This is a genomic window from Pelagibacterium sp. 26DY04 (assembly GCF_031202305.1).
GTDB lineage: Bacteria > Pseudomonadota > Alphaproteobacteria > Rhizobiales > Devosiaceae > Pelagibacterium.
On the sequence record NZ_CP101731.1, the window covers coordinates 3,331,242 to 3,355,191 of the forward strand.

Annotated in this window: 24 protein-coding genes and 2 pseudogenes; 7 read left to right on the forward strand and 19 right to left on the reverse strand. The window is 62.3% G+C overall.

All coding sequences use genetic code 11. The features are described 5' to 3' along the window. Nucleotides 1–305: 305 nt before the first annotated feature. The 18 genes and pseudogenes from NO932_RS16535 to NO932_RS16620 all read right to left on the reverse strand — a co-directional run bounded on the left by NO932_RS16535 (nt 306) and on the right by NO932_RS16620 (nt 17,464). Nucleotides 306–1,343, reverse strand: coding sequence for a toprim domain-containing protein (locus tag NO932_RS16535; protein WP_309208478.1), 1,038 nt, complete (start codon nt 1,341–1,343; stop codon nt 306–308). Continuing rightward, nucleotides 1,340–5,668 (reverse strand): strawberry notch-like NTP hydrolase domain-containing protein, encoded by a 4,329-nt coding sequence (locus NO932_RS16540; protein WP_309208479.1) that lies wholly within the window; start codon nt 5,666–5,668, stop codon nt 1,340–1,342. The genes NO932_RS16535 and NO932_RS16540 overlap by 4 nt, the downstream gene beginning before the upstream one ends. A 180-nt stretch (nt 5,669–5,848) precedes the next feature. Beyond that, nucleotides 5,849–6,109 (reverse strand): DUF6117 family protein, encoded by a 261-nt coding sequence (locus tag NO932_RS16545; RefSeq protein WP_309208480.1) that lies wholly within the window; start codon nt 6,107–6,109, stop codon nt 5,849–5,851. Continuing rightward, nucleotides 6,106–6,534, reverse strand: coding sequence for a hypothetical protein (locus NO932_RS16550; protein ID WP_309208481.1), 429 nt, complete (start codon nt 6,532–6,534; stop codon nt 6,106–6,108). The genes NO932_RS16545 and NO932_RS16550 overlap by 4 nt, the downstream gene beginning before the upstream one ends. Before the next feature lie 68 nt (nt 6,535–6,602). Then, nucleotides 6,603–6,824: a hypothetical protein gene (locus NO932_RS16555; protein ID WP_309208482.1), complete on the reverse strand. Its 222-nt coding sequence runs from the start codon at nt 6,822–6,824 to the stop codon at nt 6,603–6,605. Continuing rightward, nucleotides 6,817–6,984: a hypothetical protein gene (locus tag NO932_RS16560; protein ID WP_014132000.1), complete on the reverse strand. Its 168-nt coding sequence runs from the start codon at nt 6,982–6,984 to the stop codon at nt 6,817–6,819. The genes NO932_RS16555 and NO932_RS16560 overlap by 8 nt, the downstream gene beginning before the upstream one ends. Nucleotides 6,985–6,996: 12 nt before the next feature. Beyond that, a complete protein-coding gene (locus NO932_RS16565) occupies nt 6,997–7,488 on the reverse strand; it encodes a hypothetical protein (protein ID WP_309208485.1) in 492 nt (163 codons plus the stop codon). Between the two features lie 87 nt (nt 7,489–7,575). Further along, the gene (locus NO932_RS16570) at nt 7,576–9,708 is read right to left on the reverse strand and encodes a chromosome partitioning protein ParB (RefSeq protein ID WP_309208486.1); all 2,133 of its coding nucleotides are present in this window, start codon (nt 9,706–9,708) and stop codon (nt 7,576–7,578) included. Between the two features lie 122 nt (nt 9,709–9,830). Then, nucleotides 9,831–10,172: a hypothetical protein gene (locus NO932_RS16575; RefSeq protein ID WP_309208488.1), complete on the reverse strand. Its 342-nt coding sequence runs from the start codon at nt 10,170–10,172 to the stop codon at nt 9,831–9,833. Continuing rightward, nucleotides 10,169–10,315 (reverse strand): annotated as a pseudogene (locus NO932_RS16580) (antirestriction protein ArdC); the annotation flags it as partial. The gene NO932_RS16575 and the pseudogene NO932_RS16580, both read right to left, overlap by 4 nt. An 84-nt stretch (nt 10,316–10,399) precedes the next feature. Next, nucleotides 10,400–10,606 carry a hypothetical protein gene (locus tag NO932_RS16585; RefSeq protein ID WP_309208490.1) on the reverse strand — a complete coding sequence of 69 codons (207 nt, stop codon included), beginning with the start codon at nt 10,604–10,606 and terminating at the stop codon, nt 10,400–10,402. Further along, entirely contained in the window at nt 10,546–11,403 is an 858-nt protein-coding gene (locus NO932_RS16590; RefSeq protein ID WP_309208491.1) for a tyrosine-type recombinase/integrase, read from the reverse strand. Before NO932_RS16590 ends, NO932_RS16585 begins: the two co-directional genes overlap by 61 nt. Then, complete coding sequence (locus NO932_RS16595; RefSeq protein ID WP_309208492.1) at nt 11,400–12,764, reverse strand: tyrosine-type recombinase/integrase; 1,365 nt, start codon at nt 12,762–12,764, stop codon at nt 11,400–11,402. Before NO932_RS16595 ends, NO932_RS16590 begins: the two co-directional genes overlap by 4 nt. After that, on the reverse strand, nt 12,761–13,993 hold the full coding sequence (locus NO932_RS16600; protein ID WP_309208493.1) for a site-specific integrase: 1,233 nt from the start codon (nt 13,991–13,993) through the stop codon (nt 12,761–12,763). Before NO932_RS16600 ends, NO932_RS16595 begins: the two co-directional genes overlap by 4 nt. A gap of 165 nt (nt 13,994–14,158) precedes the next feature. Further along, nucleotides 14,159–14,332, reverse strand: a pseudogene (locus NO932_RS16605) (zincin-like metallopeptidase domain-containing protein); the annotation flags it as partial. Nucleotides 14,333–14,445: 113 nt separating this feature from the next. Next, nucleotides 14,446–15,438, reverse strand: a complete 993-nt coding sequence (locus tag NO932_RS16610; protein WP_309208494.1) for a tyrosine-type recombinase/integrase — start codon at nt 15,436–15,438, stop codon at nt 14,446–14,448. Next, complete coding sequence (locus tag NO932_RS16615) at nt 15,435–16,376, reverse strand: tyrosine-type recombinase/integrase (protein ID WP_309208495.1); 942 nt, start codon at nt 16,374–16,376, stop codon at nt 15,435–15,437. The genes NO932_RS16610 and NO932_RS16615 overlap by 4 nt, the downstream gene beginning before the upstream one ends. Next, nucleotides 16,373–17,464 (reverse strand): site-specific integrase, encoded by a 1,092-nt coding sequence (locus tag NO932_RS16620; RefSeq protein ID WP_309208496.1) that lies wholly within the window; start codon nt 17,462–17,464, stop codon nt 16,373–16,375. Before NO932_RS16620 ends, NO932_RS16615 begins: the two co-directional genes overlap by 4 nt. A gap of 331 nt (nt 17,465–17,795) precedes the next feature. Here NO932_RS16620 and NO932_RS16625 point away from each other — a divergent pair, with 331 nt between their 5' ends. Genes NO932_RS16625 through NO932_RS16650 form a run of 6 tightly spaced genes read left to right on the forward strand, consistent with a single transcriptional unit; the run spans nt 17,796 to nt 22,162 of the window. Further along, on the forward strand, nt 17,796–18,152 hold the full coding sequence (locus NO932_RS16625) for a metalloregulator ArsR/SmtB family transcription factor (RefSeq protein WP_309208497.1): 357 nt from the start codon (nt 17,796–17,798) through the stop codon (nt 18,150–18,152). Then, nucleotides 18,145–18,669 carry an arsenate reductase ArsC gene (locus tag NO932_RS16630; protein WP_309208499.1) on the forward strand — a complete coding sequence of 175 codons (525 nt, stop codon included), beginning with the start codon at nt 18,145–18,147 and terminating at the stop codon, nt 18,667–18,669. The genes NO932_RS16625 and NO932_RS16630 overlap by 8 nt, the downstream gene beginning before the upstream one ends. Before the next feature lie 7 nt (nt 18,670–18,676). Next, nucleotides 18,677–19,102, forward strand: coding sequence for an arsenate reductase (glutaredoxin) (gene arsC / locus NO932_RS16635; protein WP_309208501.1), 426 nt, complete (start codon nt 18,677–18,679; stop codon nt 19,100–19,102). A gap of 31 nt (nt 19,103–19,133) precedes the next feature. Continuing rightward, nucleotides 19,134–20,204 (forward strand): ACR3 family arsenite efflux transporter, encoded by a 1,071-nt coding sequence (gene arsB, locus NO932_RS16640; RefSeq protein WP_309208502.1) that lies wholly within the window; start codon nt 19,134–19,136, stop codon nt 20,202–20,204. 11 nt (nt 20,205–20,215) lie between these two features. Further along, nucleotides 20,216–20,968: an arsenical resistance protein ArsH gene (gene arsH / locus NO932_RS16645; RefSeq protein WP_309208504.1), complete on the forward strand. Its 753-nt coding sequence runs from the start codon at nt 20,216–20,218 to the stop codon at nt 20,966–20,968. Nucleotides 20,969–21,016: 48 nt separating this feature from the next. Then, complete coding sequence (locus NO932_RS16650) at nt 21,017–22,162, forward strand: MFS transporter (RefSeq protein ID WP_309208505.1); 1,146 nt, start codon at nt 21,017–21,019, stop codon at nt 22,160–22,162. A gap of 231 nt (nt 22,163–22,393) precedes the next feature. Here NO932_RS16650 and NO932_RS16655 read toward each other — a convergent pair whose 3' ends face one another. Beyond that, nucleotides 22,394–23,272 carry a ferric reductase-like transmembrane domain-containing protein gene (locus tag NO932_RS16655; RefSeq protein WP_309208506.1) on the reverse strand — a complete coding sequence of 293 codons (879 nt, stop codon included), beginning with the start codon at nt 23,270–23,272 and terminating at the stop codon, nt 22,394–22,396. Nucleotides 23,273–23,502: 230 nt separating this feature from the next. On the opposite strand from NO932_RS16655, the gene NO932_RS19390 reads away from it, so the two are divergent. Beyond that, a complete protein-coding gene (locus NO932_RS19390) occupies nt 23,503–23,904 on the forward strand; it encodes a four-helix bundle copper-binding protein (RefSeq protein WP_375142893.1) in 402 nt (133 codons plus the stop codon). The last annotated feature ends 46 nt before the right edge of the window (nt 23,905–23,950 follow it).

The following is a 23,950-nucleotide window of genomic DNA, read 5'->3' on the forward strand; positions in this document are numbered from 1 at the left end:
GGGGTGCTCCTTCGTCGGTCTGACCGCGACCCTCGCGGCCTTCGTGGCGACGAAAGCCCACGGGCGGGAGGGGCTGGCAGCCCTCGCCCCGCGAGGGCCTTGATGGCCGCGTTGGCTATTTTGTTGGCGATGCAAAGGCCGGCTCGCCGGCCGGCGGAATATAGCCACAAGCGCGGCCATTGCCTGCCCGTCCCGTTTGTGGGCCGATCCCCTTCGAAGGCCGGTCGCGGCTCCAGCCGAAGACGGAGTGCCTGCCGATGTGACCATGACGACGATGCCGAAGCACGGCCCGCACTCCGCCCGATCTATGGCGTGCCGATCAGAAAGCGGGGGGCGTCTTCGGGGCGAAGCCCCGCTCGCAGGGCATTGCAAAGGGCATCGAGGCCATAGGTGCGCAGATCGTCATTGAAGTCCCCGCCAATGGGCGAAAGGCTGACCACCTCGATCCCGACGCTCGCCGCTCGGGACACAAGCGCGTCCCGCGCTCGGTTTCCTACCGGATCGCGGTCGACCAGGACGTAGAGCCGCCGCAGCGTCGCCGGAAACAGGAAAGCGGCGAGGAGTGCCGCAGAGAGCGCCGCGACCATCGGCATGGAGGGCAGACCCGAGCGCGCGGACAGCACGGTTTCGATTCCCTCTCCGGCCGCCATCACCTCGGCATCGGCTCCGAAGCGGACACCATGACCGAGAAGATCGCCCATTGCGCGACGGGGATACTCGACATCCGCCTTGCCCGAGCCGTCGGGGCTGAGCCAGGTCCGATGCGCCCCGGTCGTTCGTCCGGCAAGGTCGGTCACGGCGGCGACCATTGCCGGCAAGGTCAAGGTGGGGCCGTGGTCAACGGGCCGATAGTAGCAGCGCGGATGGAAGCGCAGGGCTTCGGTGCCGTCGAAAGCGGTGATGCCGCGGCCGCGCAGATAGGCTTCGGCAAGCGTGCCGCGAATGGGACGGGAGATGGACATCAGGCGTTTCGAGGACCGTCTGGAGTTGGACGGACCCGACGATAGTGGCGGGCGCGATGTTGGCTCTGGACGCGGCAGGGCAAGGAAAGCGCGGGCTTCCTCGGCAACATCCCTGAACTCGGCAAGGCCCAGGGATTCCCGGATGACATCAAGCAGATCGCCATGCTCGCCGGTCGCCGCATCGGTCCATTTTCCCGCCGCGCCCTTGCCGGTGTCGGGACCGACCAGACGCACGAACATCGAGCGTCCGGGGGTGTTGCGCACGTCGCCCACGAACCAATAGCGGCCGAAGCGGCGGCCGGCCGGAAGATAGTGCCGGCACACCGCCTCGGCCTTTCGGCCGAGACGGATCGCCAGCTCGGATGCGTCGAGCCGCGTCATTGGACGGCCTCACGCTCGGAAACGCGCGCGATGGCCCAGCGGTCGAGTACGCGGCCGAGGACCGCGACACCCTTGGTATCGGTGGGAACGAACATTCTGAGCTTCCAGGAGATGATCTCGTGGAAGAGCCCAAAATTGCTGAGGCGCTGACGCATGGTGTCGGTGAAGCCGGACAATTCGATCCGCTGCCCGCCCATGACCCGAACGCGACGAAGCTGGAGGTTCTCTTGAAGGTCGATAACGGTCCTCCCGTCCATGAGCGCCGCAAAGGCGTCCTCGGCCGACAGCGAGAGTGATCCGGTTTCGACAGCATTGGCGGCCCAGGCGGGTGAAACACGACGGCCGATGATGCGCTCTCCCGAGTCGGTCTGGAGGCGATAGACCCGTGTGCCCTCATTGGCCGGCAAGCGCTTCCAGATCGGCAACAGCAAGCCGGCGACGATATGAATGACGGACTCGGTGAACTCGGGGACCTCGGCCAACTCGGCCGTCCAGGCCGAAGTGAAATCGGCCTGGTCGGCTTCCGTCCAATGGGTTTCCGCCAGAATCCTGACCGGAATACTCTGAGCCTCGGTCGGACGGACCAGGCGCACCCTGCGCTCGATCTCCCCGTCGTCGAGCATGATGCCGGTGGTGGGGATCTGGACGGCCGCACGGCCCGAACGCTCGTTGATCAGCAGCTGCGCCCGCGGATCGCCCAGATGATCGAGCGCGGAATCGAGGGCGAGCGGGAGATTGCGCTTGCGCTGATTGATCGTGAGCAGGCGCGTTTCGGCTGCGGTGCCGGGATGGGTGTAGATCGTTCGACGGTCGATGATCGAGAACCGTTCCGCACGCAGCGTCTCCAGCCCCATGTCGTATGTGCCCGACGCGATGGCCCCTTCGACGCGCGCGGTAAGCAGACCCTCGAAAGCGGCGAAGAGGATGTTCTGAAGTTCGATCGTCAAGGCGAGAAGCCGGTTGAGGAAAGTCGTTATCGGCGGCAACTCGTCCTTGATCCCGTTCTCGTCCATGAGCTTGAGGCCGGTGGCGCTTTCGAAGCGATGAAGCGAGCAGCCCTCGATCTTGCCGCGCACCAGGAGGAGATAGAGCTGCCGCAGCGCATCGCGGGCATAATGGGATTCGAGATTGTCCTCGGGCCGGAAGAGGCCCTGGCCGCCGGTCTGTCTCTGACCGCGCGTGATGGCGCCCAATGTGTCGAGGCGCCGGGCGATTGTGGAGAGGAAGCGCTTTTCGGCCTTCACATTGGTCGCGATGGGGCAGAACAGCGGCGGCTGCTTCTGGTTGGTCCGGTTGGTGCGGCCCAGTCCCTGAATGGCGTTGTCGGCCCGCCAGCCGGGTTCGAGCAAATAGTGCTTGCGCAGCCGCGTGTTCCGCGCCGAAAGCTCGGCATGGTAGCTGCGCCCGGTGCCCCCGGCATCGGAGAAGATCAGGATGCGCTTGACGTCATCCATGAACGCCTGGGTTTCCGCGAGATTTGCGCTGCCGGCGCGGGATTCGACGATAAGGCGGTCGTTCTTGCGCACGATACGGCGCGAACGTCCGGTGACCTCGGCTGCAATGTCGGTGCCGAAGGTCTGGACGATCTGGTCGAGGGCGCCCGGCACGGGCGGCAGGCTCGCGAGTTGGGCGATCAGATCGTCGCGCCGGGCGACGGCCTCACGGCTTTCGACCGGCTGGCCGTCGCGCGTGACCGGCCGCGACGCCAGCCTGCCCTCGGAATCGGTGAACGGCTCATAGAGCTGAACCGGGAAGGAATGGGCGAGATAATCCAGCACATACTCCCTGGGCGTGATATTGACCCGGACGTCGTTCCATTCCTCGGTTGGCAGCTCGGCCAGCCGCCTTCCCATCAGGGCCTCGCCGGTCGAAACGATCTGGATGACGGGCGCGTGGCCCTCCTCGAGATCGCGCCGAATGCGCCGGATCAGGGTGGGGGTTTTCATGCTGGTGAGCAGATGCCCGAAGAAGCGCTGCTTGGCACTCTCGAAGGCCGACCGCGCCGCCGACTTGGCCTGCCGGTTCAGCGTCCCCTCGCTGCCGGTGATGTTTGCGGCGCGCATGGCCGCGTCGAGATTGTTATGGATGATGGAGAACGCCCCGGCATAGGCGTCGTAGATGCGTGTCTGCTCCGGGGTCAGCTCGTGCTCGAGGATCTCGTATTCGACCCCATCATAGGAGAGCGAGCGAGCGGCGTAGAGGCCGAGCGCGCGCAGATCCCGCGCCAGCACCTCCATGGCCGCGACGCCGCCGCCCTCGATGGCCTCGACGAACTCCGCTCTGGTCGAGAATGGAAAATCCTCGCCACCCCAAAGGCCCAGCCGTTGTGCATAGGCCAGATTGTGAACGGTCGTCGCTCCGGTGGCCGAGACATAAAGGACGCGCGCGTTCGCGAGGGCGTGCTGAAGCCGCAGCCCCGCGCGGCCCTGCTGGGACCCGGCCTGTTCGCCGCGCTCGCTCCTGGTGCCGGCGGCATTGGACATGGCATGGCTTTCGTCGAACACGATCACTCCGTCGAACTCGCTCCCTAACCACTGGACGATCTGTTCGACGCGGGAAAGCTTTTCTCCGCCGCCTTCAGAGCGGAGCGTAGCGTAGGTAAGAAATAGGATACCTTCCTTGAGCGTGATCGGCTTTCCCTGCGGGAAGCGGGACAGCGGCGTGACCAGAAGGCGCTCCATGCCGAGGGCCGACCAATCGCGTTGCGCGTCCTCGATCAGCGTTTCGGATTTCGATATCCAGAGCGCGCGACGGCGCCCCTTCATCCAGTTGTCGAGGACGATCCCGGCAACCTGACGTCCTTTGCCCGCCCCGGTGCCGTCGCCGAGCATGAAGCCCCGGCGGAAGCGCACGGTGCTCTCGGCGTCCTCGGGCGCGGCCGAGACAAGATCGAAAGTGTCGTCCACGGTCCAGAACCCGGCAAGATGCCCGCCATGGGCTTCGCCGGCATAGATGACGGTTTCGAGCTGGGCGTCCGAGAGCAGCCCTTTGGAGACAATGGCTGGCGGAAGCATCGGCCGGTAGCTGGGCCTGGGCGGGGCGACCGACGCCATCGCCGCCGACTGCACCAGCTTGGTCGGATGAGGCTGAGCGCCTGGGATCGCGACCGCCTGGAGGGCGTATTCCTCATAGATCGCGTCCGAGAGGCGCGCATCCTCGGGCGGCGTCCAGTCGCGGATTTCGAAAGCCAGCTCTTCGGCTTCGGGCTGCACCAGCGGAGCGGCCGCCGACGGGGTACGTGCGGCGCGTGCGACGTAGCCGCGAAGGGTTCGGGGAGCAAGCGCCGGCCGAACCGCGACCGAGGGGGAAACCGGCAGGCGCGGCGGCACATGTTCGCCGATCCAGGCCATGAGCGTGGCCGCGTCCGGGGCGATGCCGGGCGAAGCCGGAAAGCGCGTGCGGTCCTCGGCCGGCAGTTTGTCGATGACGGTCAGACGTGGCGAAAAGGTCGTTCCATGCCGCGCATAGATCGAGCCGTCGATGGCGCAGGAGAAGAGGATGCGGCCGCGTTCCTGGATCTGGGCGTAGGCATCGCGCCAGGCCGGAGCGTCCGGCGCGAAATTCGAGCCGGTGATGGCGACCAGCCGGCCGCCATCGGCCAGCCGTGCCAGGGCGGAAGAGACGTGCCGGAAAGCGGCGTCCGCCATCCGGCCCGTCACATTCGCCATCACCGAGAACGGCGGATTCATTATGACGACGCTCGGAACGATGGCGGGGTCGAGATGATCGTCGATCTGGGCAGCGTCGAACCGGGTGACGGTGAGATCGGGAAAGAGCGCGGCGAGGAGGTCGGCGCGGGTTTCGGCCAGTTCGTTGAGGGCGAGCGTGCCCCTGTCGATCTCGGCGAGAATAGCGAGCAGGCCGGTGCCGGCCGACGGTTCGAGCACACGATCGGAGGGCGTGATACGCGCTGCGGCAGCAACCGCCAGCCCAAGCGGAACCGGGGTTGAGAATTGCTGGAAGGACTGGCTTTCCTCCGAACGGCGCGTGTGGGTCGGCAGGAGCGCGGCGACCTTTTCCAGCATGGGGAGTGCGAGCGCCGGAGATCCGGCCTTGCGCAGCAGCGCCTTGCCGTATTTGCGCAGGAACAAGACTGTCGCTGCCTCGCACGCCTCATAGGCGGATTTCCAGTCCCAGGCGCCGGAGGCGTCCGAGGCGCCGAAAGACGACTCCATTGCCGCGCGCAGAGCGACGGCATCGACACGGCGGCCCTGTTCGAGATGGGGAAGGATAAGATGCGCGGCGGCGAGAATTGGAGGAAGAGATGGGCGAACGGTCGCGGCGTCGGCGGACGGCGCGCTCTGGACCGGCGATGGCATGGACATGGGATAAAGCCTCGGGAGAGCGGGAGGGACACGAGCCGCGCGGCGCTCTCTCTCGACCGCACCGGCTCGAACCCTTCCCGGCCCCCCTCTCGCTCTCCATCGCGCTACGCGGAACAACATGAAAAAAGCGCCCCACCGAGAGGCGGGGCGCTTGTGGTTGAGCATCGTTCGCGCTCAGATTTAGGGGTGTGGCTCGGCCTTTGGCATGAAGGTGGTCGGATCGTCGGGGTCTGGCGGCAGGTAGGCGTCATAGGGATCGCCGTCCGCCAGATGTCCGAAGGGCGTGAACACGTAGCCGGTTCCGTCGCGGCCCACGGCGCAGATCACGTAGCGCGGCTGTCCGCTCTCCGCGTCCGCGCATTCCATGAGGGCCAAATTGCCATCGCCAGCGGCGCGCAACAGGGTTTGAAAATTGGTGCGGGCATAGTCTGGGATGCTCATGCCGGACCTCCATCGGTTGAGGACGGATCATCAGGACCGCGCGCGCCCGCCAGGATCGCCTCGGCCTTTTCGATGGCCCAGGACGCCTTGGCGAGCCAGTCCTCGGAAGTCGCCCGACCGGCAACAGCGTTAGCGGTCACGATTTTGAGGACGCCGAGCAGAACTTCAAAGTGGGTGGCGCGGCGTTGGACGCCTTCCTCGAAACGAGGCGGCACCGGGATGGAGGGGCCTTCATAGGCCGCGTCGGCGCCCTGCCAGATCCCGGTGACATAGTTTTCCCCGGCGGTTTCATAGTCGAGCTTTTCGCCGGTCCAGTCCTCATCCTCGATGGCGAGGCGGCATGCCTGCGCAGGCGTTTCAGCTTCGTAGCTCCTGTGCCGATAGGCCGGCAGGTGGTAGGTCGTTTCAACGGTATAGATGGGCATTGGAGCCTCCATAAAGAAAAAGCCCGGCGCAGGGGCCGGGCGGGAGTTGCTGTGAGTGGAGGACGGGATCAGTATCCGAATTGCCATGACGGCCAGGGCTGGCCGTCTTCTGCGGCGGCAAGGGCCTCGGCAAGATAGGCCGGGTCGCCCTCGACGCATTGCGGGTTCCGAATCGGCGTTTCGTCGATGACGGTAACACCGACCACAACGCCGTCCTCGACCTCGACATGAACGGGCACGAGGTAGGAGAATACGACGTGCCGATTGGCGGCGCTGACCGGCCTATCCATCGTCTTCCTCCTCGTCGGCGAGGCCATCGAGATAGTCGATGAGCGGTTGGAACTGACCGTTGTCTTCCGCCCATCGCGCGATCAGCACCAGGAGGGTAAAGCTGTCCCAGCCGGCCCTCGCCGCAATGGCTTCGAACTGCTCATGGGTTTCGTTGCGCATGAGAGAGTCTCCTTAAAGGACGACGGCCGGCATAGCTGCCCGGCCTTCGACGACATCGGCGCCAACCTCGTCGGCCGTGATCTCCTCGAGACGGGCCGAGCTATAGCCCTTCCGGGACACCCAGAGCTCCGCCGCCTCTCGGCTTTCCGCCAGGTGCAGCAATTCGGCGTTTTCACCGACGGGCTGGATAACGCGCACCATGCCGATGGCGGGCCGCTCGGCGACTTCGAAGCTGAGATCGGAGTCGACGGTGTACGAGCACATGACGCTTATGAGTGTCACGCCGCTTGCGCTGAATTTGCCCTCGTGCAGCACGAACGTGGCTGGTGACGAATAGGTCGGCCGCTCGTGCGCCGGCTCTTTCCTGACCAGCCGGCCAACACCGTTGCGACGTTCCCAAGCCTTGAGCTTTCGTGTGAACCGGGCGGGAGGCCGGGGGGTGCCGTCGGAATAGCGGATGAGCGAACCGAGCGGCGCGTTCTCATAGATGGTGAGTGCGGACATTCTCATGTCTCCTGAAATGAAAACGGCCCGGCGAGAGGCCGGGCCGGAAAGGGAGGGGCGGGGCGGCAGACACCGTCCCAACAGGGTCTATTCGGCTGCGACGGGAGGGGTCGCCTTGTCCTCGAAGTCCACCGAGGCGTCTGCGTCGGGTTCCTCGCCGCCGGAAAGGTAGGCGGGTAACGCAGCGGCGTCGGCTCCCTGAGGGGTGTCCGATTCCACCTCAAGGGCACGGAGCGGTTCGGGCAGCCAGCCGCTATCGGCGAGCAGGCGTTCGGCCTCGCGCGCCATATCCGGCTTCTTGAGATGGTCGATGAGCTGCGCGGCCTGGTCGCCGACGCCCTCCCGCACCGCCTCGAGAATGTGCCGCTTGGTCACCCGCCCAAGATAGTTCTCGACGGTGGGCCGGAATCCTGCCTCCACCATGTCGAGCCCGGTGACATGGCCGATGCGTTCGGCTTCGGCCATACGCCGCTCAAGGCCGCGCTGGGTGATGCCGCTCGCACCGAACTGGTTCGGCCGCTCGTAAAGCGCGTTGACCCCGAAGGAGACGCAATGGGCCAGCAGGGCGTGCCGACTGGCATCGTCGAGCCCTTCGATCCAGCCCCAGAGCGCCTCGTCGTCGGACGGGATATCCGCCTTCCAGTTTTCATGGCGTTCCGTAAGCGCCTGCGCATAGGGCGTATCGGGAAGGTCCTTGCCCTGCTCACGGAAATGGACACGGTGGACGTTGGCCTCGATCACCGCGCCCTCGGTCCTGACCTGGCTGAAGGTGTCGCGCACGAGCTTGTGGAGAAGCGCCGTGACGGCGACATGGGGATTGGCCGCCAGGGCATCGCGCAGCGCGAGGGTGCGATGAGCTGTCAGCTCCATCACGAGGCGCTCGGGCAAGGGCTTGACCGCCTCGCCTTCATCATCCTCATCCTCGGGCTGGGCGGGCTCGCCGCCAATAGTGATGACGACGGGGGTCGTTGCACCGTTCCCCTCGTCATCGCCGGTATCGGCGCCGGTGCCCTCGGCATCTGCATCGACCGGCGTTTCATCCTCGGGGCGCACATAGCCCCGATCGACAATCAGCTCGCCATCGCGATCGAGGCCGACAAAGACGCCGGCCAGGGGAATGTCCAGCGGCTCGAAGATGACAGGGCGATTCTCGAACGCTTCCAGCGCCGTTTCGATCTCGCCGAGGCGCTGGTCGATCTCGTCGGGGTACTCCTCAACGTCCTCGTATTCGGCCTCGATCTTCGCGTACTCATCGCGCAGGCTTTCCCGCTCGGCACGTTCATCCTCGGTGAGATCGACCGTGGCGCGCGAGAGGGCACGCAACCCGTTGCTGTAGCCGTAGGGAAGGTTGACGTCGACGGCGATCCACTTCCAGCCCTCGGCTGCGATCTCGTCTGCGACCTCCTTGAGCTTGTCGGTGGTCAACCTGTCGAGGAGCGCCGGATCTTCGAGCCAATAGCCGACCTGCTCGGAAAAGAGATCGCGCAGTACGCCGCCGCCGGCCTGCTCATAGGCTTGGGTGCCGACGAAAATGGCTCTTTTGTCGGAAGATGGAACCGCGGATTCGGTCAGCATTTGCCGAATCTGCCAAGGCTGACGATAGGTATGCTGGATAGCGTCCCAAACCTGCTCCTGGCGGTCGTGGTCGGGATTGACGGTAAATGCCTCGAGCAGTTCGAGCGTCATTCCCCCGTCGGCATAGATGTCGAGCAGCTTGGGCGAAACGCTCGTGAGGCGCAAACGCTGTTCGACGAACCGCTCCGTGGTAAAGTAGGCGGCCGCGACCTCGGCTCGCGTCATGTTCTGGTCGATCATGCTCTTGAACGCGCGAAACTGATCGAGCGGATGCAGCCCAGCGCGCTGAACGTTCTCGGCCAGGGAATCGTCTTCCTTGAGGATCTTGGTGTCGGACTTGCGCACGACGCACGGCACCAGGCCGTCCTTGGGGAAGCGCTTGGCCTTGACCAGACGCGCGATAGCCCGATAGCGGCGGCCACCGGCGGGCACTTCGAAAAATCCGGTTTCCTCGCCGTTTTCGTCGACAAGGGCGCGGACATTGAGACCTTGGATCAGATCCTCGCGGCGGTCGATGTCCTGGGTCAACTCGTCCAGCCCGGTTTCGGGCCGGATCTGGCGGACATTGGCCTCGCTGATCACCAACTTGTCGAAGGGAATGTCGCGCGAGCGTGAGAAGACGATTTTCTTGGGCGACTTTGCCATGTCGGTTTCTCCACGACGGGCGGCCGCAAGACTCTCTCGCGACCTCCAACCCGTCACAAAAAACCGACCCCTCTCTCCCTCTCCCTTCCCCGCGCCGCGGGAGAGCGAAAGGCCCGAGATCGTCACCAGGCCGGGCGGTGCAGTCGCTTGGCGTTGATGCGGTATTTCGAGCGCAGCGCTTCGATGGCAGCGTCCTGCCGTGCGATCCTGCCGTGCAGCCGGTTCAACTCCGGCCCGGACGTCTCCAGCAGGCGCCCGAGGATGCGCCGGTATTCGGCCTCGTCCGCCCCGGTCCATCGGCTCATTCTGCGATGGTAGTAGCGAGCCTTCGGCCTCCGGCGGATCGTCTCGGCTTCAGCACGATTGCGGAGCGCGTGTTCGACGCGGATCAGGTTGCTGCGCGTTTCGGCAAGACTGGCTTCCATGCGATCGAGTGCAGCATGCAACTGGGCGTGCGTCATCATGCGGCCCTCCTGTTGCTCTCATGGGCAGGGCGGTCGCCGCTGCCGTCGCTCTCCGGCAGGAAGAACAGAATCCAGTCGGCCGCCTTGCTCGCCTGCGTGGCCGCACGAACGATGGCGCAGTTGTCCTCGCGCAGCACGTCAAGTTATCCGCAGCAGCCCGTAATGCGAAGGAAGGCGACTGAGTTGCCGGAAGTCCGGGGCTTCTGGCCACATTCCTCCGCATTATTTCAGAGCGTATCGAGCCAGGCGAGAACGCTCGTATCGCGTTTCCACGATGGCTGGCGGCTGGGTGTTTCGGGAGCACCGACCTTTTCCAATGCCTTGCGCTTTGTCTCGAGGTTGGCTCTGGCGTAGTGGTTGGTTGTGTCGAGGCTCACATGACCGAGCCAGCTACGGATGACCGTGACGTCGACGCCCGCCGATATGAGATGCACGGCGGTTGCATGCCGGAAGGCGCGGGGGTCACATGCTTGTCGCGCAGGGTTGGTGAGGTTTCGGCCGCAGCCTTCACATAGGCGGCAAGTTTGAACCGGACCCCCGATGCGCTGAGCGGTTCGCCATAGCGGTTGACGAACAGCCGCTGGTCTGGCGCCCGCGGTTGCCGTTCGAGCAGCTTCTTCAACAGTGTCACGGTTTCCGGCCAGAGCGGGCAGATGCGTTCTTTTCGACCCTTTCCGGTGAGGCGCACGCAGCTCGGACTGTCGAACCGGACCGCATCGGGGCACAGATCGAGCGCTTCCTGTATTCGCGCGCCGCTGTTGTAGAGGAACGAGAGCAAGGCGTGGTCGCGCATACCTTCGAGTGTCGAACGATCAGGCTGAGCCAGGATGGCCGTCACTTCCGCCGGGTCCAGATAGCAGGGTTCCGACACCGGACCGCGCTTAATCGGGATGTTGAGGATTTCGACGCACTGGGCGATCGATCCGGGATCCCTGGTTGCAACGAAGTTGAAGAAGCTGCGTATCGCTGCAAGCCGGCAGTTTCGCGTGCCGATCTTGCCGCCACGTTCGTGTTCGGCGTGACCGAGGAACGCAATGACCTCTCCGGCAGTCAGATCCGCCAGCGTGATCATCGCCACCTTCTTGCCTGAGCGCTTTGCGACGAACCGGAGGAAGAGCCGCCAGGCATCGCGATACGACCGGACCGTATGGATGGAGGCATTGCGCTGCTCGACCAGCCATTCATAGAAGAACGCGCGCATCAGCCACGGGAACTGATTGTTCTTGCTCATGCCCGCACCTCCTGCCCGATATTGAGGCATGGCGCTCCGAGCACGCGGAACCGCTCATTGGCGTGATGCAGCAGATCCTGCGTGACGGTGATGTAGACCAGCGTCGAGTTGATGTCCCGATGGCCGAGATAGGTCGCAAGGAACGGCAGCCGGTCCTGTGGGTTGATGCCTGCTTCGTACCATTCGATAATCCGATTCACGACCATCGAATGCCGCAGGTCATGCAGGCGAGGTCCCGTTCGCCCCCGAGGCGGCTTCAGCCCGGCACGGCGTATGACGTCAACGAGCAGCCAGGCGACTGCCTGCTTCGTATAGCGGTCACCACGCTCTTCATGCCAGAACAGGCCAGAACGCGGATCAAGGGAACCACCGGCGCGGCGTCGTGCTTCCGTATATGATCGAAGTTCTACCATCACGCTGTCGGGCAGCGGCAGTATCCTGGTCTTGTAGAACTTGGTTTGGCGGATCGTGATCGTACCGTCCTGGAAGTCCACGTCACCAAGATCTAGCCGAGCCAGTTCGCTTCGCCGCAGACCAGCGCAATAGGCGAGCAGCAGCATCGTGTAGATGCTCGACGGACGAAGCGGCGATCGAGGTGAAGGATAAGAGCGGGCGATGTCGAGCATACGCAGCACATCGGACGGTGTGTAAATATGCGGTTTTCGCCAATGTCTGGCTACTTCCTTTTCCGGGCGCGGGTCAGGTCGGCGGGGCGAGATTGATGGGTCCTGATGGCGCAGGATTTTCGCGAGGGCCCGTCGGAGCTTTTCGCACTCGTTGGGATGATTGCGCGTCGTTTTCGCCGCGGACCAGTGTTCAAGCATCACCTCAAGCGGCTGGTCCTGAAGCTCCGGGCTTAGCTGAAGGAAGCGGTCGAGCCGCCATAGCCGCATCGCTTGCGCAGTGTATTTGTAACCCCGGTTGTGCATCAATGTGACGTGCTCGACCATCATCTTGCCCAGCACGCTGCCGAATGGCCTGGGTCGGTATAGTTCGGCAAGCGCGCGATCCGGATCGCTGGAGGCCAGCGCGCGCCACACCGGCTTGCACTGTTTGATATTGCAAGCCTCACGCAGACTGGCGACGGGATTGCGTTCGATCGCTCCAGTTTCTTCAAGGTGATCGAGGAAGCGGTCGATAATCCGGGTGCGGTGCAGCCGTGTCGTCGAGGCCCACCGGCCCGGCGATACATGCAGCCATGCCACCAGCATGTCCTTGTCGAGCTTGCCGTGGTGTTCGGCGACATCCTGGAAGATGTTGAGCGTCTGTCTGTAGTAGATAGGGCTCTGCGTGGTGCGCAGGTTGAGGCCTGCCATGTACCGCGCGATCAGCTTGCGCTCAGGGTCGGGCCAATTCGTCATGACCGCACCTCCCGTCCCGGCACGTCGAGCGCGATGGCCCGGAGATCCTCGGTGGCGAGCTTCAGATAGGGAGCTGTGGACTCCGTAGAGCGATGCCCGAGCAGATCGCCGATCACCTTCTGCGGCACGGCGGCGCGCAACATTTCGACGGCGCGTGCATGGCGGAAGATATGAGCGCCGTTCTTACCAGCCGGCGTGACCCCGGCAGCCGTAAGTCGCCGCCGCACCATACTGGTCAGCAAGCCGAGCTTGCGATAAGGCGCGCGTGTTCGGACGAAGATCTCGCGAGCATCTGTGACAGGCCGCCCCGTCTGCAGATAGGCGAGCACGGCCTCACCCACCGGCGCCATCAATGGCAGGAATGAGTTGGCCCGGGTCTTGGTGTGCCTGATGCGGATTACTTCCGCCCGCCAGTCGATATCCTCGATCCGCAGGTTGCAGATTTCGCCCGATCTCAGGCCATAGGTCGCAAGCATTTGCAGGATAGCGTGATCCCGCAACCCCGTTGGCGTTCTATCCTCCCCCGAGGACCGCAAAACCGCCGTGACCTGATCCGGCGTAAGAATCGACGGCACACCTTCATATGCATAGAGCAAGGGGGCGATGACATGCGGCGATAAATCGATGGCGACGCGCCCTGTTCGATGGAGATAGCGCAGCATCGAGCGAAGGCGCTCCGCCACATCCTTCACGGACCGGCGCGTCTGATGAGGGCTGCGCGTGTCCATGTAACGGTCGATGTCGCTGACGGTCATCGCCATCAGGCTATCGGGACCGTGCCGATCGAACTGCCAGACCAGAAAGTTACGGCCCTCCCACATCAGCGCGTCGATGCTGGCCGTAGCAAGGCCTCGTTCTTCGCGCAGCCAGGTCTCGTACTCGTCGCAGATGGCAAAGCGCAGTGCGTCGGCCGCGCAGGTCGCTTTCGGCGGGGAAGGCCATTGACCCTGTGCGAGCCGCAGCAAGGCATGGATTCCGGAGCGCGGGATAGAGTGCCAGTATGGCCCCGGAGATCGACCATGGCGTTTCCGGAAAAGCGCTGCCGCATGATGCAGGTAATGAACCACTTGCGTCTCGGTCACCTCCACAACATCGATGTTCTGCTGTGCAAGGTATTCGACGAACCCGCGCGCATAGGCGCAGTGGTTGCCGATCACCACCGGGCTGTATCGTTGCTTGGTCAGTAAAACTCTGAGCTCGGCGATGAGCTCGTAATCAGCATTCAACATTGTTGATTCCTCTGCTTGTCAAAACGACAGCAAAGGTCCGGCACAAAATAATGCTGAGCAAATCCCGCTCGCGGAAGCTGGAACCCCGCGGATTTCAAGCGGTGCGGCCGCCTTCCTTCACATTATGGCCTGCTGCGGAGAACTGGAGTTATGCTCACCTCGTCATAATTCGAGCCAGGAGCCGATATAGTCGGCGTGGCGTACCGTGGGCGTACTGCCGAGCGAAGCACAGCAGAAGGCTGCATTGATCTCGGCAACCAGCTCTTCGAAGGCGTACTTCTTCGAGCCGAAGCTGCCGGCGAGTTCGCGGTCAAGGCGCGAGCGATGTCCGGTGGCGTGGGTCTTATGCCGATATCGGCATAAGGCCCATTATGCCGTGACCCGGATTATGCCGCATGGCCGAGTTGGATAGCTGGTTTGCCGTGGTTCGGCCATGCAGCGGTTCGGCATAATCAGAGCGATTCCAGGAATGCGAGCAACTCGTCGTTGGGACGATACCGCCCTAGATGCGTTTCGGGGCTGGCGACCTGCGCGAGCGCCTTTTCCTTCAGCCGCATGTCGGCGTGGATATAGATCTGGGTTGTTTCCACGGATTCGTGCCCGAGCCACAGTGCGATCACGGATTGGTCGACGCCATGATGGAGCAATTCCATTGCCGTGCTATGGCGCAGCGTGTGTGGCGTGACGCGTTTACCTGCGAGGCTCGGGCAATCTCGCGCTGCCGTCAGGCAATGCTTGCGCACCAGGTGCTCCAAAGCATCACGGCTGAGCCGCTCGCCACGGATCGACGGGAACAATGGCCCGTCGCCGTCACGGCGTTCGCCCATCCAGGCCTGGATCAGTTTCGCCGTATCGCGACGAAGAGGCGTCGTGCGTTCTTTTCGCCCCTTGCCGATGCAGCGGATGTAAGCGCCGGTGCCGAGAACCACGTCCTTGCAACGCAGGTTGATCAGTTCGGACGCCCGCAGCCCGGTCTGAAGTGCAAGCACCAGCAGGACGTGATCTCGCCGCCCCACCCACGTCGTTCGATCCGGCGCGGCCAGCAGCGCCGCTGTCTCCTGAACGTCGAGGAACGTCACGCTCCGCTTCACGTACCGCTTGTTCGGCATGGAGAGAATGCGCTGGCAATGAAGCAGCCAACTCGGGTCGGTCAATGTAACGTATCGGAAGAACGAGCGGATGGCAGCGAGACGCGTATTGCGGGTGCGTGCTGTGTTGCCGCGCGCCGTTTCCATATGGGTCAGGAAGTCGGCGACAAGATCGGCATCGAGATCTTCGATCGTCAGCTTCGTGGGCGACTTTCCACACCGTGAACTTGCGTACTGAATCAGAAGCCGGAATGTGTCCCGGTAGCCAGCGACGGTGCGGCGGCTCGCTTCCATCTGTGTGCAGAGCCGATCGGTAAAGAAGCGCTGGATCAGCGTGGGGAAGTTGGTCGCCTTCATCGACTTTCCTCCGCCGCCGCGCCCGTTATTCGAGCGGAGGCCAGTTCCAGCAGTTCGGGGACCGCTTCCAGATACCAATAGGTGTTGGCGGGGTTCGCATGACCGAGCCATGTCGTAAGCTTGATCATCTCGCGTCCAACATCTTTGCCCGACCGATACCAACTCAGCATGGTACGCACCGCAAAGGTGTGACGAAGATCATGGATGCGCGGGCCGCGGCCGTGCCGAAGATAAATCTGCGGCTCTCGCAGCCCGATCTGCTGGCATACATGGGCGAAGTTGTAGCGCGCATTGCAGTCGCCAAGACGACGCCCCTCACAGTTCACGAAGAATGCTTCCGGCCTGCGCCCGAGCAGTCGATCCCGCTCGCCGCCGTAACTTTCCAGCCGTTCCACGACGCTCGGGTCCAGCGGCAGCAACCGCTCCTTGCCGAGCTTGCCCTGCCGGACATGAAGCACACCGGATTCGACATCGAGATCGGCAGGGTCGAGACCGAGAGCTTCGCTGATCCGAAGTCCGGTCACGGCGATCAGGCCGAACAGCGTCGAGCACGTCAGGCCATGCAGGCCGTAGACCGATGGCAGCATTCGCGCATGCTCGATGATCGCGACGATTTCGGCATCATTATAAATATATGGATGCACACGTTGAACGCGACCGGGCACCAATCCCCGGGGCGGGGCCTCGTTCCGGGGGTCTATGCCATGCATCCACTCGGCAAACTGGCCGGCTACCCTGAAGCGTGTTGCCCGCGTTCCGGGCCTTGCAGAGGGCAGACTTTCAAGCCAGCGCATGATCAGGCTGGCGCTGACTTGCTGTGCGCCGTCGTTGTCGGCGAAGGTGACGAAGCGGCGTAATATCCGTCCATCGGTGGTCATGGCAGTGCCGAGCTGCCTTCTGACGGTCAGATAGCGGTCCATTTCGGCAAGGAAGCTCATCGTGCCACCTCCGCGACAGGCCAAGGCTGGGCAATAGAACGCAGCCCGTCCGTATCGAGCTTGGCGTAGATCATCGTCGTCGCCCGCGATCGATGCCGCAGCAGATCGCCGATCTCTTCCAATGACGCACCGGCGCGAACCATGTTCGTCGCCAGGCTGTGACGCAGAACATGCGATCCGACATAGGGTGTCGGGGGCTTTACGCCCGTCGCCGCGAACGCCTCCTTCAATATGGTGTTGATGACCTGGCTGTCCTTAAACGGACGGTTGGGTGCCCGATGCGTCACGAACAACATGCGCGTGGTCGCTGAAGTTCGCTCCTCCTGCAAATACCGAATGATGGCTTCGCCGACGTCCGGCGGGATTGGCAACCGATCATGTTGCTGCCCTTTTCCACGAACCATCAGTTCGCCGGCGCGCCAGTCTATGTCGTCCAACTGGATCGCCATCACTTCCGGAGCGCGCAGGCCGAGACGAGCCATCAGCAACAGCATGGCGTAGTCGCGGGCACCACGCCGCGGATTGGTGCGCACCGACGCCACGACGGCCTCCACCTCATCAGGCGACAGATAACGAGGAAGCCTCGCGCCCCAAGGTTTGTGGACTCTGGGGACGCAGAGCGAGAGGTTGGTCGTCGTGAAGCCCTGGGCGAACAGATACTGAAAGAAGCTGCGCAGATGCGTGGCCGGCGTCTTGTCGCGGAACGGGCGCTTGCGTGAGAGAAGGTCCTCCATGAACGCCACGACATCCTGCACGTTCAGCGCCGGCAGGTCGAGCATGTGGTCGCCGAAGCGATGATCGAGAAAGCGATCCGCGAACCGGAGCACATGATAGATCGTACGCGGGCTGAGACCGCGTTGCCGTAGAAGATAGGTTTCGAAGTTGCTCAGCAACTCGGCACGCTCGGCCTGCGCAGGTGTCAGCGGCGGTCGTGTTGCCACGCCGATTTCAATGAGATGTGCGACGAACATCCTGGCAAGATTGAGAACCTTGATCTGGCTCTTCGGTGTCGTTGGCAATCGCCGTCCCAATTCGACGGCAAGATCTGGCGTCAACGCCGATGGCGCAATGGCCTCGTCATCGAGCAAGCGGCCGAAGCGTCGAAGCAATAGCGATAATTTTTCAGCGTTTCGGGTTTGTAGTTCCTGGAGGAAAGACTTTCCTCGAATGACGCGAAGTAGGGATCGAGGCAGGTGGCCTGGTCGGCTATTTCCATTTCTTGTGCTCCATGTTGTTGGAGCGACAATCTTCACGCCAAATTCATATCGTTTTGCCAGCCTTGCGGCAGTTTCCGACCCCTTCGCGGACGTTCCGAACCAACCGGCGCGGATTCGAAAGCGGCCATGAGCGTCGCCTGGGGTTGCCAAGTCATTCAGACCTGCTTTATATCTCAATGGTCATTGAGTCATTGAGATAACGATGAACGAACAACAAGCCCTCAGTGCATTTGCTGCGCTTTCCCAAGAAACGCGGCTGCGGATCGTTCGGCTGCTGGTGACGGCCGGACCCGATGGCATGGCCGCAGGCACGATCGGCGAGGCGATGGATGCTTCATCGTCCCGTATGTCGTTTCACTTGAGCCACCTTGAGCATGCGGGACTGATTGAATCGCGCCGCGAGGGCCGGTCGATCATCTACAGCGCCACCTATCCAGCGCTCTCCGGTCTCGTCGAGTTTTTGATGCGGGATTGCTGCCAAGGTCATCCCGAAGTGTGCCAGCCAGCCGTTGCAGCTCTGACCTGCTGCGACCCAATCAAGAGTGATGCTCATGCCTGACCCAATTTATAATGTGCTGTTTCTCTGCACTGGCAACTCCGCTCGCTCGATCCTTGCCGAAGCGATCTTGAACCAAATGGGAAATGGCCGATTCCGCGCCTATTCAGCCGGTAGCCAGCCCAAGGGACAGGTTCACCCGATGGCGATCGAGACGCTTCAACACTTCGATTTTCCGGCCGATGAGCTTCGCTCGAAGAGTTGGGACGAGTTTTCCGGCCCTTCGGCACCGGTCATGGATTTCGTCTTTACAGTTTGCGACAACGCTGCCGGCGAAGCCTGCCCGATTTGGCCGGGGCACCCGATGACCGCCCATTGGGGCATTGAAGATCCTGCGGCAATTTCCGATCCGGTCGAACAACGGACGGCCTTCGTGACCGCCCTACGGTACCTGATGAACCGAATTTCGGCTTTTACTGCCCTGCCTGTCGCTTCTCTCGATAAGTCGTCCCTCAAGGTGCGGCTCAACGAAATCGGGCAAGCCGAAGGGGCGACCAAGCCCCGAAACAGCGCGGCATGAGGGTGGCATGGACATTATCATCTACCACAACCCGGACTGCGGAACCTCACGCAACACGCTCGGCCTGATCCGCAATTCGGACGTCGAGCCGCATATCATCGAATACCTCAAATGCCCGCCAACGCGGGCGCGGCTCGTTGACCTCATCGCCCGTATGGAGATCACGCCTCGTGACCTTCTACGGGAAAAGGGCACGCCCTATGCCGAATTGGGTTTGGGCGATTCCTCGCTAAGCGATGAAGCATTGATCGACGCGATGATTGACCACCCGATCCTGATCAACCGGCCCATCGTCATAACACCTGCCGGCGTGCGCCTATGTCGGCCCTCCGAAGCGGTTCTCGATCTCCTCCCGCCACAGCGCGGGGAGTTCGTCAAGGAAGATGGCGAGCGCGTCGTGGATCAGCACGGCCGCCGGGTCGCGTCTGCCTGATCCTCATACCCGATTGTATTGGAGAGTTCCCATGGCTTCCTCTGAGCCAGCCTCCCGCCTGTCGTTTCTCGACCGCTATTTGACGGTCTGGATTTTCGCGGCAATGGCCCTCGGTGTCGTCCTCGGCACGGTGTTCACCGGTCTGCCCCAGGCGCTCAACGCCATGTCGGTCGGATCGACGAACATTCCGATCGCGATCGGCCTCATCCTCATGATGTATCCGCCGCTTGCCAAGGTGAAGTACGAAGAGCTGCACCAGGTCTTCGCAGACAAGCGCGTGCTGGTCCTCTCGCTCATCCAGAATTGGTTGATCGGCCCAACCCTGATGTTCGTCCTGGCCGTGATCTTCCTTCGCGACTACCCCGAATACATGACGGGGCTGATCCTGATCGGGCTGGCCCGCTGCATCGCCATGGTACTCGTCTGGAACCAGCTCGCGCGCGGTGACAACCAGTATGTCGCCGGCCTCGTCGCCTTCAACTCGATTTTCCAGATCCTGTTCTTCTCGACCTACGCATGGCTGTTCCTCACGGTTCTGCCGCCGTTCTTCGGCCTCGAAGGCAGCATCGTGGACGTCGGGTTCTGGACCATCACCGAGGCGGTTCTGATCTATCTCGGCATCCCGTTCCTCGCCGGCTTCCTGACGCGGCGCATCCTGATCGCCCGCAAAGGAGAAGGCTGGTACGAGCGGGAATTCCTGCCGCGCATCGGCCCGATCACGCTTGCCGCTCTGCTCTTCACCATCGTCGCCATGTTCAGCCTCAAGGGCGCCGATGTAGTGCGGCTGCCGTTCGACGCCGTGATGATTGCGATCCCGCTGACCATCTATTTCGTGGTCCAGTTCGTCATCAGCTTCGCCACGGGCAAGCTGATCGAAGCCGACTACCCCCGTACGACCGCGATTGCCTTCACCGCTGCCGGTAACAATTTCGAGCTGGCGATTGCCGTTGCCATTGCCGCGTTCGGCCTGGCTTCACCGGTCGCTTTTGCAGCCGTCATCGGTCCTCTGGTCGAAGTGCCTGTGCTGGTGCTGCTCGTTCACGTCGCGCTGCGTCTCGGCCGTCGCTGGTTTCCCGCGACCGCGCCCGCGACAGTCCGATAGGAGAGCTCATCATGCCACTACGAACACTCATCGATCCCGATTACCTGCCTGCTCTCGATCCGCGTTTCGCAATCGAGCGGCCTGGAATTGGCTTGGGTCCGGCGGATCACCCTCCGCGCATCCTTCTGCTCTACGGATCGCTCCGGCCTCGGTCCTTCTCCCGGCTGGCGACGGAAGAAGCCGCGCGACTGCTGCAATTCTTCGGCGCGGAAACCCGAATTTTCGATCCGAGCGAATTGCCATTTCCCGATCAGGTGACGAAGGACGATCACCCCGCCGTCCATGAGCTGCGGGAACATGCGCTCTGGTCGGAAGGCATGGTTTGGTGTTCGCCGGAACGCCATGGTCAGGTCACGGGCCTGATGAAAGCGCAGATCGATCATTTGCCGCTCTCGATCGGCAGTGTTCGGCCGACGCAAGGTCGGACGCTCGCGGTCATGCAGGTATCGGGCGGCTCTCAGAGCTTCAACGCCGTCAACACGCTCCGGCTTCTCGGCCGCTGGATGCGCATGTTTACGATCCCGAACCAGTCGAGCGTCGCCAAGGCTTATCAGGAATTCGATGAAAACGACCGCATGAAGCCGTCGAGCTATTACGACCGGATCGTGGACGTTATGGAGGAACTGGTCCGGTTCACCATACTGACGCGACCGCATGCCGGTCAGCTCGTCGACCGCTACTCAGAGCGAAAGGCGGCAGCGCTAAAGCACGATCCAACGACCGACAAAAGCGCAATCAGCGCACCTCAAAAGCAGCCCGCATAGACGATGGCCAGAGCGAATCGGCTGACGGTCCACGCTCTTGGCGTGGTGATGATCTTCACCTGGGGCAGCACCTACTATCTGATCGCCGTTCTTGCCGCGCCGATCGTTAACGATACGGGTTGGCCGCTTGAATGGGTGGTCGGTTCTCTTTCGCTCGGGTTGCTGGTCGCAGGGCTTTCCGCGCCTACAATTGGGGATGCAATATCGAGACACGGCGGACGGCCAATTCTGGCGCTTGGCTGTCTCATTATCGCCGTAGGTCTGGCAATGATTGCGGCCGCGCCAAACCTGGCGATCTTCATGGCCGGGTGGGCGGTTCTCGGCATTGGCATGACCGCCGGGCTGTACGATGCCGCATTCTCGACCCTCGGCGGGATTTATGGCGAGAAGGCCCGTCCTTCGATCACAACGCTGACACTGTGGGGAGGCTTTGCGAGCACGGTTTGCTGGCCACTTTCAGCCGCTATGGTCGACGCGGTCGGCTGGCGTGGGGCTTGTTTCGCTTATGCGGCTATTCTCGTTGGCGTTTGTCTGCCCTTGACCCTCGCCATGGTGCCGCAAGCCACACGGCCGCTTAAACAGTCGAGTGTCGACGCCGATGCAACGCTCGTGCTCTCGCCTCGGGAACGAGCCATGTTCTGGCTATTCGCCTCGATCCAGATCATCGCAGGCCTGTTCGTCACGATCGTCTCGGTACATCTGCTCACGCTCCTGCAAGCCAGAGGCATATCCCTGGCCGAGGCGGTCACACTCGGCGCGCTGATCGGGCCAGCCCAAGTCGGCGCGCGGGTTCTGGAAATGCTCGGTCGCGGTCGCCATCATCCAATGTGGACGCTAAGTGCAGCGGTTGTTTTATGCGCTGGCGGATTGATCGTGCTAGCGGCAGGGCTGCCGATTGTTGGACTGGCGTTGATCCTCTACGGCGCAGGGAACGGCATCTTTTCGATCGCGCGAGGGGCGCTTCCGCTCAGTCTCTTTGGTCCGGGGCAATATGCACCTATCATGGGACGGCTCGCCCGCCCCGGCCTGATCGCTCAAGCTGCTGCCCCTATGGTCGGCGCAATTTTGATTTCCAGGCTTGGCTATGACGCTCTTCTTCATGTCATAGCAGCATTGGCGGCGATCAACGTCTTGATCGCCGGCATGCTTTGGCAGGTCGTTCGACAACGTCCGCTTGGAAGGGTTGACTGCTGAAAGCTGCCTTTCCGCTTTCTTGACCATCTCAGACATTCGATTGAAGGGTTCACTGTTAGGTGGGGCATGTGTCGCATCTCTAAGTGGCCCAAGTGTCGCATTACTAAATGGCTGCTACACGCCAAATTCGCATAATTAACATTATGGAACTAAGTCATTGATATTTCTAGCATAACTGGTTTCAGGCGGTTCCGCAATTACTGCCGTACGGGCGTCTTTTGCGCCGTGCAGCTACCTGCTTTGAGAATGGTAGCTCTGGACCGGTCGCGCCACCAGATTTAGTCGCCACATTGCTATGACGGCAACTATCATGCTCATGGCAAAAACCTGCCAACCAGCCGAAATGCCGAGGATGAGACTGAAATTGAATGACAGGGTTAGCCATGGGTCTAGACCATGGACCGTCCCGGCCCAAGTCGCCTCGAAAATCGCGGTCCCAAAGGTGACGCACAAACCAAGGACGAACAATGCAACGGGATCTGATCCTAGCCCACGCCGGTCCAGGATGCGCCACACCATCAACCAAATAAAGACCCCGGTAAAGGTGAACGGCAAACCGCCCGCTGAGGACGGCGAGAGAAGGAAGTGGAAGATCGCCAGCGCGACCGTCGGATAAATGAGGTAGTGAAGACGTTGCCAGGTTTGGCCGCCCAATTTTTGCACTGCAGCGTCGAAGGAAGTGCCAGCCAGCATCGACAGCCCTACGAAACTGACAAGCGCAACCATGAGCGTGAAGCGCTCTCCGACCTCTTCGACAAGCACAGGCGGGTCGAATTGCTCGAGGGCCGCAAAATAATAGACATGAACGAGCGTGTAGGCAAAGGCCCCTACCCCAACCGTCCGTCGGATATGGATTAGCTTTCCCCACCTGAACAATTTGCGAGCTGGAGTCACGAATAGCGTGGCCAGCAACAAAATCGTGGCCCATACGCCAGACCAATAGAGGAGCCATGCAGTAGGACGCAGGTGGAATTGTGCCGTGAGAAATCCATGCGCGATCAGTACAGCGGGAATAAACATCCCGACGAAGGCGGTCAGCTTAAGCGGTGAGAACTGATCGTTCTTCAGCCGCCAGGGTGGATTCCGGAACTCGGAGGGAACGATACTCATGTGAGCCTCCAGCGAAACACACTACATCTAAACCCGGCCCGGAGGGAAACGCCTGCACGAAACGATCAAGCGTAAGTGGAATGTGCATGGAAACGCCAATCTGGCGCGATTTTCCCAAAGCCAATTGGATCAATCCATCTGGCCGCCCGTTCACATCAGACGTGGGCAGAGTCCTTTATGGCCTCGCCAGCGTCTCACTCTATGTCGAGCCCTTTGCAATGGAGAGCGAAATGCACGTTCGCGAAATGATTAGCACCCACCCAGACGTCCAGGGTAGCGCCGCCGACGCACTGATTAAGTGCATCGAGGAATGTTACGCCTGTTCCCAGACCTGCACCTCGTGTGCCGACGCCTGCCTAGCTGAAGACATGGTGGCAGAGCTGCGCCAGTGTATTCGGTTAAACCTCGACTGCGCAGATATCTGTCTTGCCACGGGCGCCATGGCATCACGTCGTACTGGATCTAATGTCGAAGTTCTGCAGGCGACGATCCAGGCCTGCGCCGATGCCTGCCGGGTGTGTGCCGAGGAGTGCGCTCGCCACTCGGAACAGCACGACCACTGCAGGATCTGTGCGGATTCGTGCCGTTCTTGCGAATCTGCCTGCAGGGACGCCCTGTCGCAGGTCCACTAAGACCAGCAGCTTTCGCCTCAAGTGAGCGTCCGGCCGCACGGCCACA